At 54.9% G+C, this 11999-nt stretch carries 10 protein-coding genes; 8 read left to right on the forward strand and 2 right to left on the reverse strand.

From position 1 onward, the window contains the following. Positions 1–59 precede the first annotated feature (59 nt). Positions 60–1409, forward strand: coding sequence for an NADP-specific glutamate dehydrogenase (gene gdhA, locus CKX93_RS07860; RefSeq protein ID WP_076756152.1), 1350 nt, complete (start codon positions 60–62; stop codon positions 1407–1409). Between the two features lie 35 nt (positions 1410–1444). On the opposite strand, the gene CKX93_RS07865 is transcribed toward gdhA, so the two are convergent. After that, complete coding sequence (locus tag CKX93_RS07865; RefSeq protein WP_076756258.1) at positions 1445–4054, reverse strand: PEP/pyruvate-binding domain-containing protein; 2610 nt, start codon at positions 4052–4054, stop codon at positions 1445–1447. Between the two features lie 122 nt (positions 4055–4176). Between CKX93_RS07865 and CKX93_RS07870 the strand changes: the two genes are divergently transcribed. The 7 genes from CKX93_RS07870 (at position 4177) to lysS (ending at position 10336) form a co-directional block, all read left to right on the forward strand. After that, positions 4177–4596, forward strand: a complete 420-nt coding sequence (locus tag CKX93_RS07870; protein ID WP_076756153.1) for a hypothetical protein — start codon at positions 4177–4179, stop codon at positions 4594–4596. 52 nt (positions 4597–4648) lie between these two features. Further along, entirely contained in the window at positions 4649–5545 is an 897-nt protein-coding gene (gene bchL, locus CKX93_RS07875; RefSeq protein WP_076756154.1) for a ferredoxin:protochlorophyllide reductase (ATP-dependent) iron-sulfur ATP-binding protein, read from the forward strand. Between the two features lie 33 nt (positions 5546–5578). Next, positions 5579–7021, forward strand: coding sequence for a BCD family MFS transporter (locus CKX93_RS07880; protein ID WP_076756155.1), 1443 nt, complete (start codon positions 5579–5581; stop codon positions 7019–7021). A gap of 246 nt (positions 7022–7267) precedes the next feature. Further along, positions 7268–7465 (forward strand): light-harvesting antenna LH1, alpha subunit, encoded by a 198-nt coding sequence (gene pufA, locus CKX93_RS07885; RefSeq protein WP_076756156.1) that lies wholly within the window; start codon positions 7268–7270, stop codon positions 7463–7465. Positions 7466–7480: 15 nt separating this feature from the next. Continuing rightward, positions 7481–7621 (forward strand): light-harvesting antenna LH1, beta subunit, encoded by a 141-nt coding sequence (pufB, locus tag CKX93_RS07890; RefSeq protein WP_076756157.1) that lies wholly within the window; start codon positions 7481–7483, stop codon positions 7619–7621. Between the two features lie 110 nt (positions 7622–7731). Then, positions 7732–8830 (forward strand): peptide chain release factor 2 gene (gene prfB / locus CKX93_RS07895; RefSeq protein ID WP_143339969.1). Its coding sequence is split into 2 segments (ribosomal slippage): positions 7732–7806 and positions 7808–8830, totalling 1098 coding nucleotides; the frame shifts between segments, so codons are not numbered across the junction. A gap of 12 nt (positions 8831–8842) precedes the next feature. Beyond that, positions 8843–10336: a lysine--tRNA ligase gene (gene lysS / locus CKX93_RS07900; protein WP_076756159.1), complete on the forward strand. Its 1494-nt coding sequence runs from the start codon at positions 8843–8845 to the stop codon at positions 10334–10336. A gap of 11 nt (positions 10337–10347) precedes the next feature. On the opposite strand, the gene pckA is transcribed toward lysS, so the two are convergent. Then, complete coding sequence (gene pckA, locus CKX93_RS07905) at positions 10348–11937, reverse strand: phosphoenolpyruvate carboxykinase (ATP) (RefSeq protein WP_076756160.1); 1590 nt, start codon at positions 11935–11937, stop codon at positions 10348–10350. Positions 11938–11999 lie beyond the last annotated feature (62 nt).

Below are 11999 nucleotides of genomic sequence, written 5' to 3' on the forward strand. Positions count from 1 at the left end.
TATGATGGCGGGTTTTTATAACCCCAATATCTGCAGTAGATTAAGCAAGAGGTGACCCCATGGCCGTAGCGCTCAGCGACAAGCTGGAACCCATTTACCAAGAAGTGTTGCAGCGCAATTCTGGGGAGACGGAATTCCATCAGGCGGTGCATGAGGTGCTGGAAAGCCTGGGTCCAGTGATCGTCAAATACCCGGAAGTCGCTGATCGCAAGATCATTCAGCTTTTGTGTGAACCCGAGCGGCAGATCGTGTTTCGCGTGCCTTGGCAGGATGATCAGGGCCGCACACAAATCAACCGCGCTTTTCGGGTCGAGTTCAACAGCGCCTTGGGTCCTTACAAGGGCGGTATGCGCTTTCACCCCTCGGTGTACCTAGGGATCATTAAGTTTCTGGGATTTGAGCAGATTCTCAAAAATGCACTCACCGGTATGCCTATCGGCGGCGGTAAGGGCGGCAGTGATTTTGATCCCAAGGGTCGCTCTGATGCCGAGATGATGCGCTTTTGTCAGAGCCTGATGACTGAGTTGTATCGCTATTTGGGTGAACATACAGACGTGCCCGCGGGCGATATTGGTGTGGGGCAGCGCGAGATCGGCTATCTGTTTGGACAGTACAAGCGCATCACCAACCGCTATGAATCCGGCGTGCTCACTGGAAAAGGGCTAGATTGGGGCGGTAGTCGAGCGCGGACCGAGGCCACGGGGTTTGGTACGGTGTTTTTCACCGAAGAAATGCTTAAGGTGCGCGGCGATAGTCTAGAGGGCAAGACCTGCGTGGTATCCGGTTCGGGCAATGTGGCGATTTACGCCATGCAAAAAGCCACCTCATTAGGTGCCAAGGTGGTTGCTTGTTCCGATTCGAATGGCATCATTCACGACAAGCAAGGCATCGATGTGGATTTGGTCAAGCGCATCAAAGAAATCGATCGTGCCCGCATCAGTGTCTATGCCGATGAAAAACCCTCGGCCAGCTATCAAGCCAATGGCAATATTTGGGAGATCCCCTGTCATGTGGCCCTGCCTTGCGCCACCCAAAACGAACTCAATGGCCGTGATGCTAAGGCGTTGGTGGGCAATGGCTGCATTGCGGTGGCTGAAGGCGCGAACATGCCCTCAACCCCCGAAGCCGTGCGCCTCTTTTTGGAGGCAGGCGTGGCATTCGGTCCGGGCAAGGCGGCTAATGCTGGCGGTGTGGCCACCAGCGCCTTGGAGATGCAGCAAAACGCCAGCCGCGATTCCTGGAGTTTTGAACACACGGAACAGCGCCTGCACCAAATCATGGTGGGGATCCATCAGACCTGTCATGACACGGCCGAGGAGTTTGGTTGCCCCGGTAACTATGTCACGGGTGCGAACATCGCTGGGTTCTTGAAAGTCAGCCGGGCCATGTTGGCCATGGGCGTGGTCTAACAGATCCGCGCGCCGCCATGCGGGTTATGGGGCGCTTAAGAGATCACAGCGGCGCAGAGTAGCTGCTGACTGACGACATCGGCCATCAGCTTTAAGCCGCTATCGCGGGTGTCACGGACCTGCACAGCGCCCGCCACCTGTGCATCAATGCCGTCCTCCGGGTCTAGGCTGACTTTGGCTCCGGGCTGCTGTTCCAGCCATTGTGGGTAATAGTCGCAACAGGGATGCCCAGGCCGGATGGCGATATAGGCGATGCGCGACTCCACCAGATCTTGGAAAAAGTGCGAGCCGTAGGAGAGATCCGGCATCAGCTGATCGCCGAGTTCCGCGACTTCGACCAGCGCTGTCATGCGGCTGATGTCCGAGAAGCGAATGGGTACGCCCAGTGATGGTGTGCTACTGCCCCAGCGACCCGGCCCAATCAGTAGGGTGGGGCAGTCTTGGGCGCTGGCATATTGCGCATTAAGCCGACCGATGAGGCGGGCCACGGCATATTTTCGGGACAAGTCCAAAGCGGCATAACGCTGGCCATCAACGCGAATCACTCGAGCGATGGGCTGTTCGATGTTGCCGCCCATGAACTGGCCTCGGGTGGCCATGAGCTGATGTTTGCTGGCCACGTTTTGGGGTAGTTGGGGGGCTTTTTGCTGCCCCAGTGTTTGCAGCGGGCGGCACTGCACGAGATTGAGACGTATGGCGCCATCAGCATCAATATGCACCGTGAATTCCACATCCACCGGGTATTTATAGGCCTGTTCTAGGCTGCTGAGTAGGCGCCGCATTAAGGGCACAAACTCGCTGTCATTCAACAGCTTGGCGAAATCCAAATGCCAAATCAGCGGGCCGCCTTGTTGGCGAGAGGCGACGCTGGCTTGGGTATCCAGGCTGCCCAGCCAGTTGAGCGGCGTCTCAAGCCCCGGAGCTACGGGCAGTAACTCCCGTAAAGACAGGCTGACCAGCGAATTGCGCTCGACATCCAAAGCATCAAGCAGGTGTTGGCTATAACGCCGGGCTTCTTCGGCGTCGCTATAGGGTCGGCGCGTCGGCGCATCCAGCGGGATGATGGCGGCGTGATCGCCGTCTTGTCGGTCCACGGCGCGGGTCCCCAAACCCATCACCAGGCGCAGCATACCCGCGGCGGGATTTAGATCAGGGTGCCATGCAAAAATATTGCGCGACACCGCCACCCCCGCCGCATCGGGCAGGTAATAGCGATCTTGGTAGCTGCCGTTGACTCGCTGGATCAGCAAGGCCATGGGCTCCTCGCACTCGGCAAGGCCCCGGGCATCGCGATAGCTCAGGGCATCGGCGCTAACGCTACTGGCATAGACCTGCAAAATCGCCTGCTCTAGCGCCGCCAGACGTTCTTCGGGTGGGCCTTGATTAACCAAAAACAGGCTGTCGTACTTACCCGCAAACGCATTGCCAAAGCCATCTTCCAGTAGGCTGCTAGAGCGCACGAGGATGGGATACTGGCCAAAATAATCTAAGACTCTGGGAAGCGCTTGGCGCACGCCCTCTGGCAAAGTGCCGGCACAAATGGCGGCGTGTAGCCGCGCCCCTGCGCTATGAAAATGCTCGTGCTGGCGGTGCTGCATCAATAAATGCCATAGCCGGTTGTGAACGATAAAGGCATAAAATGCATCGGTGCCGAGAAAGAAAGCATCCTCGGGGGCCAGATGCTGATCCCAAAGCGCCTGATCTTGGACAATCAAGATACGCCGCGCGAGCAGCATGCCAACCGCTTTGCCACCGATAAATCCACTACCGATCATGCGCGCCCGAATCGCCAACAGGTCCGCTAGGCGAAAATGCTGTTGCGCCAGGCTTTGAATACGCTCATCGCGTCCTAAGAGCATGCGGCACAGGCGCTCGATTAAGGGTTGATGCGCGTCCTCCGGTTCTTCGCTGGCGACTTGCTGGGCTTCCAGAAACAGCGCGTCCCAGTAGTCCAATTGGCGCATGGGCGCATCCATGACGGTTAAGCCCATAGCCGCTTGGGTGCGGGTGACTGCGCTGCTGTCGGTAATCGGAATCAGCTGCTCGCCTTGCTGCTCATGCGGTAAAAACATGGTCGGGGATCGGCGCTGATCGGCCTTGACCGGTTGGATGTGACAGCCACCGGCATGGCGGCGCACATCGATTAAGACCTGAGTGGTACGGCGAATGCGCGAGATTGTGTCATGGGAATGGCGCCTGGCCAACAGCGCAAAATAAGCCACTGTGTCCAGTTCGTACAGATAAGGACAGACCACCTCAAACAAGTAACCCACCATGCGATCGGTGGCCCAATCTGACAATAAATCCGAGAGGCAGTCGAAGACGTAAAAGGCGCCTCGGCCATGCCGGGTGATGAGTTCATAGACGTGGGCGGTGAAAGTCTCAAAGCCTTGCAGCGCATCGAGTTCGACTAAGGTGACGCCCTCTGCTGCGGTGAGTAGCGGCCTGTGGGCACCAAAGCGGATATAGAGGATTTGTCGACCACTGTGCTTGGCGGCCTCGACAAAGGCGCTGACATGGCGTTGATAATCCTCGAGATCATCGACGCGCCACACCACATTATCGCCAATGCGCAGATCATCAATGATCCCATCAAGGGCAAGAATTCCGGTGGAAACACGACATGCGTCAGTTTTACGCTGCATCAAGGCACCTGCTTGGTTCAACCGAGTCCAGAGCATGGCTATGATGGCATAATAAATCTCCCATAAGTGATGGGGTCATCAGGCAGAGCACACAGCCCCAAAAATGCTTTCAGAGGTGCGACATGGCTTTAATTAACTGCCCTGAATGTGATCGCGAGGTCTCAGACAAGGCACCAACCTGTCCCGGGTGCGGCGTGCCCATTGCTGCGCATTTTGCCGAAGCAGAACCCACTGATAAAACGCGGCCACAACAGCCCCAGGCCGATCCCGTCACCACCGAAGAAGTCGATGAGGAATGGCTTAGAGGCGAACAGGAGTACCTGGCGTTTACCGATCGGGTACAAATTCAGCGGATTTTGTCCGTGCTTTTATTCTTCGGTGGCTTGACTCTGGGCATGGGCATGAAGGCCTGGATGGGCGACGATGTGTCTGGACGTCCATTGGTTTACACCGTGGCAGACTGGATGGTTTATCTGGGGATTGTATGGCTGGTGGTGAACGAGCTGCGCAATCTTTGGTACCACCGCAAGTTCAGCGCATAAAGCCAAATCGCTGCCACCAACCGGCCTGCTGCCGCAGGTTAAGGGGAATTTCATGAATAACAGCTGTCCGCCGGATTGTGGCACGCCCCCCGATGGGGAAGGCAGTGTGCAGGTCCATCTAGACCCCAATGTTGATATTGGCAAGGCCCGCGTGTTTGCGATTTACGGCAAAGGCGGTATCGGCAAAAGCACTACATCCTCAAACCTCTCGGCAGCTTTTTCCAAGCTGGGTAAGCGAGTCCTGCAGATTGGCTGCGATCCCAAACATGACTCCACCTTCACGCTGACCAAGCGCATGGTGCCCACGGTCATCGATGTTCTGGAATCCGTGGATTTTCACGAAGAAGAGCTGCGCTCCGATGATTTTGTGTTTGAGGGATATAACGGCGTTTTGTGTGTCGAGGCCGGCGGCCCACCCGCAGGCACTGGCTGTGGGGGGTATGTGGTCGGCCAGACGGTGAAGTTGCTGAAACAGCATCATCTCTTGGAAGACACGGATATCGTGATTTTTGATGTGTTGGGCGATGTGGTTTGCGGTGGTTTTGCTGCGCCTTTGCAACATGCCCAGCAGGCTTTGATCGTTACCGCCAATGACTTTGACTCGATTTTTGCTTTGAACCGCATTGCTGCGGCGATTGAGGCCAAAGCCAAGAATTATCAGGTGCGTATTGGTGGGGTGATTGCTAATCGCAGTGTGGATACCGATGAAATCGATCGCTTCAACAGCGCTGTGGGTATTGATCGCTTGGCGCATTTCCCGATGTTGGATGTGATTCGTCGCAGCCGCTTAAAGAAATGTACCGTGTTTGAAATGGAAGGTGATGACGAGCTGGAGATTGCGCAAAAAGAATACATGCATCTGGCCCAGCAGCTGCTTGATGGTGTGCCTTCGCAGCGCGCCAACCCCATGAAAGACCGCGATATTTTTGATTTCCTAGGTTTTGAATAACAGCAAGATGCAGTGGGGCAATTGGGAGGGGGCATGAGATCATCCAGGGGCTCAAAGGCCTTCATGGAAATCCTAAAACGTTTGGGGCCGGTGGTACTGCCCTTTGCCGATGCGGCGACACGCGAGTTGCCGCTGGCACGTCTTTTGCGGCTATCGATGTTCCAGATATCGGTGGGCATGTCTATGGTGATGCTCACTGGCACGCTCAACCGCGTGATGGTGGTCGAACAGGGCGTCTCCGCCTGGATTGTGGCGCTGATGGTCTCCCTGCCTTTGGTGTTTGCCCCCTTCAGAGCTCTTTTGGGGCATCGTTCGGATTCACATCGTTCGGCATTTGGTTGGCGCCGCGTGCCTTATCTTTGGATGGGGACACTGCTGCAGTTTGCCGGCTTTGCCATTATGCCGTTTGCCTTGTTGCTGCTCGCTGATGGTGGGGTCGGACCCCAATTCGTGGGCCCCATGGCGGCGGCGGCTTCGTTCTTATTGGTGGGGGCGGGCTTGCATACGGTGCAAACCGCAGGTTTAGCGCTGGCGACTGATCTGGCCGCGCCCGAACAGCGACCCCGAGTCGTGGCTCTTTTGTACGTGATTTTGCTGCTGGGTATGGTGGCCTCATCATCTTTGTTTGGCTTTTTACTCATCGATTTCAGTGCCGAGCGCCTCATCCAAGTCTTGCAGGGTGTGGCGGTGGCAACAGTGGCCATCAACTTATTTGCCTTGTGGAAGCAGGAGGCTATTAATAATGTGCGCGCCAAAGCCCGACACATTAAAGGTATCCCCTTCATGGAAGCCTGGCGCTCATTCGCTCAAGGCTCACAAATTCGACGCTTACTGGTGGTGATCGGTCTGGGGACCGCTGGGTTTAATATGCAGGATATTTTGCTTGAGCCCTATGGCGGCGAGATTTTGGGAATGTCAGTAGCAGCCACCACCACGCTTACGGCTTTATGGGCGATGGGTATGTTAATGGCGTTCTCGCTGGCGGCGGTCTTATTGACCCGTGGCGCTGATCCTTATCGCATTGGTGGGGTGGGTGCACTGTTGGGTGTGTTCGCGTTTGTGATCGTGGTCTTGGCTGTGCCCATGCAGTCCGTGTTGGTGTTTCGTATTGGCACCGGGCTAATTGGGTTTGGGGCAGGATTGTTTGCTGTATCCACCTTGTTGGCCATGATGTCGTTTGCGCGCAATGAACAAAGCGGCATTGCCGTGGGTGCTTGGGGCGCTGTGCAAGCCACAGCAGCTGGCGCGGCAATTGCCATAGGTGGCGCATTGCGGGACATTGTTACTGCTCTGGGGAATCGCGGCTTACTCATGGACTCTTTGTCCACGCCGGCCTCAGGTTATTTGGTGGTGTATTACCTCGAGATCATCTTGCTCTTGGCTGCGCTGATTGCCTTTCTGCCCTTGATCCGTCAGGGAGGCCCTAGGCATCGCACTGAAGAGCGTTTCGGTATGCCCGATTTCCCCAATGCCTGAGGCTTTCGCCCGGTAAATCTGACCTGCGTCAGAAAAACCACAAGGTGTGTGTGGCATTCACCACAGGCTTCGTTACACTAAGTCCATACAGGTTTTCGGGGAATAGTTTATACCCTCGAAGTGCCTGAGAAGGCAGAGCGAATCCCCAGGGGGGGAGTTACACGGTTAACTGATGTACGTCACACAAAATTGAGGGTAAGTGGCCTACATTGACAACCATAGAATCTTTAACAAGAGGGTATTTCGATGAGCGAGTACAGACCTACAAAGCCGAGCAACCCCAGAGACGATTGGAAGCTGTGGTTGGTTGTGAACCCCGGTACTTGGCTGATGCCAATCCTGATGACCGTCCTGGTTGTAGCTCTTGCGGTGCACGCATTTGTTTACAGCAATGACGACTACAACCCGCTGCGTGCCGAAGGCAGCTTCTCACAGACCAAGTAACGGAGGATTCAGTCAATGAACGAGAACAGCATCTCCGGTTTGACCGAAGAACAAGCCAAGGATTTCCACGAGCAGTTCAAAACCACCTTCACGGTATTCGTGGTTTTAGCCGCAGTAGCACACTTCTTAGTGTTCATGTGGAGACCTTTCTACTAAGATTCACACCGTTGCTTCGGTAACGTGTTGAAAAGGGGCGGCTTTAACCGCCCCTTTTTTGTGGGCGTGTTACAATCCGCGACTTTCCCAATCCCCATTAAGGCCGAGTTATGTTGGAGCTCAATCCTCTGTTCAATAAGGTGTCTGACCTGAAAGGGCGTGTCGAAGCCCTGAGGGGGTATCTTTGACTTTGAGGCCAAGCGTGAGCGCCTTGAAGAAGTCAGCCGCGAACTAGAAGACCCCAATATTTGGAATGATCCCGACAAAGCTCAAACCTTGGGTCGCGAGCGCTCGCAGCTAGAACAAGTGGTCGGTGGTCTGCAAAAAATCGGCGGCGGATTGGTGGATGCCGATGATTTGTTAGAGTTGGCGCGCGACGAACAGGATGAAGACACGGCCAATTCTATCGCTGCGGATCTTGAGGCCTATGAAAAACAAGTGGCCGAACTCGAATTTCAGCGCATGTTCTCGGGTGAGATGGATGCCCAGCCCGCCTTCTTAGAAATTCAGTCTGGCTCCGGTGGTACCGAGGCTCAGGACTGGGCAGAGATGTTACTGCGCATGTACCTGCGTTGGGGCGAGCGGCGCGGTTTCAAAACTGAATTGATGGAAGCGTCTGCCGGTGAAGTAGCCGGCATCAAAAGTGCTACCGTGCGTTTTGAAGGCCCTTATGCCTTTGGTTGGTTGCGTACCGAAAGTGGCGTGCATCGATTGGTGCGTAAGTCACCCTTTGATTCTGGTAATCGCCGCCACACCTCGTTTAGCTCGGTGTTTGTCTCCCCCGAGGTGGATGACAACATCGATATCGACATCAATCCCGCCGATTTGCGCATTGATGTGTATCGAGCCAGTGGCGCCGGTGGTCAGCACGTGAATAAAACCGAGTCAGCCGTGCGTATTACCCACGTACCCACGGGTGTGGTGACCGCCTGCCAAAATGGCCGCTCGCAACACAAGAACAAAGACATGGCGATGAACCAGCTCAAAGCCAAGCTTTATGAGCTGGAGCTGCAAAAACGCAATGCCGAAAAACAAGCGATGGAAGACAGTAAAGCCGATATTGGCTGGGGCAGTCAGATCCGCTCCTATGTGTTGGATCAGTCGCGCATCAAGGATCTACGTACCGGCGTGGAAGTGGGCAACACTCAGGCCGTCTTGGACGGCGATTTGGATGAATTTATAGAAGCCAGCTTAAAAAGTGGGCTTTAGAGATAGCTACCGATGAATGAAACCAGCCCACCCGATGAAAACAAACTGATGGCTCAGCGTCGCGAAAAATTGCAGCGTCTGCGAGATAACGGCATCGCCTTTCCCAATGATTTTCGCCGCAATGTGATGGCCGGGCATTTACATGCCGAATATGACCACCACGAGCGCGAATACTTTGATGAGCAGACGATTCGTGTCTCGGTCGCCGGGCGCTTGATGGCCAAGCGGGTGATGGGTAAGGCCAGCTTTAGCAAACTGCGCGATATGTCGGGTGAGATTCAGATTTTCGTGCAGCGCGATTGCCTTCCCGAAGGGCACTATGCCGAGTACAAGAGCTGGGATATGGGCGATATCTTGGGAGCAGAAGGCCGCTTATTCAAAACCCAAACAGGTGAGCTCAGTGTCGAGGTGGATACCCTCCGGCTTCTAACCAAGTCTCTCCGGCCGCTCCCAGAGAAGTTTCATGGCCTTTCCGATACCGAGACCCGCTACCGTCAGCGCTATTTGGATTTGATCATGAACGAGCCGGTGCGCGATGTGTTTCGCACCCGCACCCGTATCATCCAAATCCTGCGTGATGAGCTCAATGCGCGCGGCTTTTTGGAAGTGGAAACCCCGATGATGCAGGCTATCCCCGGTGGCGCCACCGCTCGGCCTTTCGCCACGCATCATAATGCCTTGGACATGCAGCTGTTTTTGCGCATTGCCCCCGAGCTGTATTTAAAGCGTTTGGTGGTGGGCGGTTTTGAGAAGGTCTATGAGATTAACCGCAATTTCCGTAACGAGGGTTTATCCACCCGCCATAATCCCGAGTTCACGATGGTTGAGTTTTATGAGGCGTATGTCACCCATCATGAATTGATGGATTTAACCGAAGCCTTGATGCGTACTTTGGCTGAGCAAATTCTGGGCACGACCCAGGTGCCTTATCAGGGTGAGGTGTATGACTTTGGCAAGTCCTTCGCCAGAATGAGTGTGCGCGAGAGTATTTTGGCGTTTAACCCGCAGGTCGAGGATTTTCAGCTCGAGGATTTCGATGCCACCCGCGGCATTGCTGAGAAAATGGGCATCCCTATCAAGCCCAGCTACGGTCGCGGCAAGCTATGGATTGAGATATTTGAGAAAACGGTGGAACACCAACTCAAAGATCCCACCTTTATCACCGCCTATCCTACGGAAGTATCTCCGCTGGCGCGGCGCAATGATCAAGATCCCTTTGTCACCGATCGCTTTGAGTTTTTTGTTGGCGGTCGGGAAATTGCCAATGGCTTTTCCGAGCTCAATGACTATGAGGATCAAGCAGAGCGTTTTCGTCGTCAGGTGCAGGAGAAAGAAGCAGGGGACGAGGAAGCCATGCATTTTGATGCCGACTATTTGCGTGCTTTGGAACATGGGATGCCGCCCACCGCGGGTGAAGGAATCGGTATTGACCGCCTGGTCATGTTGTTAACCGATTCACCCTCCATCCGCGATGTTCTGCTGTTCCCGCACATGCGTCCCGAGTAACGCTTGTTGGCTTAGTTGCCGTTGGCGCGCGGTGCGGCGCTGAGCAGTTCCTCGCTGGCTTGACCGGCATAGGCTGCAAAGTTGTCATGGAACAATCCCGCTAAGCGTTGTGCCATGGCATCGTAAGCCGCCTTGTCCTTCCAAGTATTGGAGGGGATCAGCACCTCATCGGGCACATTCGGGCAGGTCAACGGCACATCAAACCCAAAGATCGGGTCGGCCTGCATCGCTGAGCGTTTCAAACTGCCATCATGAATGGCATCCAAGATGGCGCGGGTATGGGCAATGCTCATGCGCTCGCCCTCACCGTAGGCCCCCCCCGTCCAACCGGTGTTGACCAACCAGACATCGACGTTATGTTCACGGATGCGTTTGGCCAGCAACTCGGCATAAACCGTCGGATGCCAGACCAAAAACGGCGCCCCAAAACAAGCTGAGAATGTAGCTTCGGGTTCGGTCACACCCATCTCAGTACCGGCGACTTTGGCCGTGTAGCCGCTGATGAAGTGGTACATGGCCTGCGCTGGACCTAAGCGGCTAACCGGTGGCAATACGCTAAACGCATCGCAGGTCAGGAAAATAATGTTTTTCGGATGGCCGCCCATGCAGGGAAGTTTGCTGTTGGGAATGAACTCCACCGGATAAGAGCAACGGGTGTTCTCGGTGAGATCGCCATCGGTGTAGTCCACCTCGCGGGTCTTTGCATCAAAGCCGACGTTCTCTAACACCGAACCAAAGCGAATCGCATTGTAAATTTCCGGTTCGGCTTCAGCATCCAGATTAATGGCCTTGGCGTAACAGCCGCCCTCAATATTGAACACCCCCTGATCGGTCCAGCAATGTTCATCATCACCGATTAGGAGGCGATGAGGGTCGGCCGATAAGGTAGTTTTCCCGGTGCCGGATAAGCCAAAAAAGACGCTCACATCGCCCTTTTGACCTTCATTGGCAGAGCAATGCATCGACAAGACATTCTGCTTGGGCATCAGATAGTTCATGATGGTGAATACGCCTTTTTTCATCTCGCCGGCGTATTCAGTACCTAAGATGACGAATTCACCGCGGGTGAAACACAGACTGACGCTGGTGGTGTTGCTGACGCCGAGAATGCTGGTGTCAGCCGGTGTGCAGCCAGCATTGAAGATGACGTAATCTGGTTCGCCGAACTCCGATAGTTCCTCAGCAGTGGGACGTATCAACATGTTGTGCATGAACAGTGCATGGTAAGGGCGCTCGCAAATCACGCGAATGCGGATGCGGTAGCGCGGATCCCAGCCGGCAAAACCGTCGACCACATAAAGGCGATCGAGGGTGTTAAGGTAGTCCACGGCTTGCTTGCGCAGAGCATCAAAACTGGCGGATTCCAGACCCACATTGACTGAGCCCCACCAGACATCGTCATTGATATTGGCATTTTGGACCACGCGCTTGTCTTTTGGGCTGCGGCCGGTCTTGGCACCAGATCGGGCAATTAATGCGCCACTTGAGGCGATTGCCGAGTGTTTTTCGCGGCTGATAGACTCTTCATACAAAACAGCGGGTGCGGCATTGCGCAGCACGTCGGTTACTTGGATACCGTGCTGATTCAGGTTAAAGCTCATGGGTTTCCCTGTTACTGTGTCATCAAATCATGAAGATTAGTAAGTTGTGCAAAGCAATACAA

Origin of the sequence: Ectothiorhodosinus mongolicus (assembly GCF_022406875.1) — a bacterium.
In the GTDB taxonomy this organism is placed as follows: domain Bacteria; phylum Pseudomonadota; class Gammaproteobacteria; order Ectothiorhodospirales; family Ectothiorhodospiraceae; genus Ectothiorhodospira; species Ectothiorhodospira mongolica.

Coding starts and splice junctions, on each gene's coding strand:
- gdhA (WP_076756152.1), top strand. CDS start 60: ATGGCCGTAGCGCTCAGCGACAAGCTGGAACCCATTTACCAAGAAGTG.
- CKX93_RS07865 (WP_076756258.1), bottom strand. CDS start 4,054: ATGCAGCGTAAAACTGACGCATGTCGTGTTTCCACCGGAATTCTTGCC.
- CKX93_RS07870 (WP_076756153.1), top strand. CDS start 4,177: ATGGCTTTAATTAACTGCCCTGAATGTGATCGCGAGGTCTCAGACAAG.
- bchL (WP_076756154.1), top strand. CDS start 4,649: ATGAATAACAGCTGTCCGCCGGATTGTGGCACGCCCCCCGATGGGGAA.
- CKX93_RS07880 (WP_076756155.1), top strand. CDS start 5,579: ATGAGATCATCCAGGGGCTCAAAGGCCTTCATGGAAATCCTAAAACGT.
- pufA (WP_076756156.1), top strand. CDS start 7,268: ATGAGCGAGTACAGACCTACAAAGCCGAGCAACCCCAGAGACGATTGG.
- pufB (WP_076756157.1), top strand. CDS start 7,481: ATGAACGAGAACAGCATCTCCGGTTTGACCGAAGAACAAGCCAAGGAT.
- lysS (WP_076756159.1), top strand. CDS start 8,843: ATGAATGAAACCAGCCCACCCGATGAAAACAAACTGATGGCTCAGCGT.
- pckA (WP_076756160.1), bottom strand. CDS start 11,937: ATGAGCTTTAACCTGAATCAGCACGGTATCCAAGTAACCGACGTGCTG.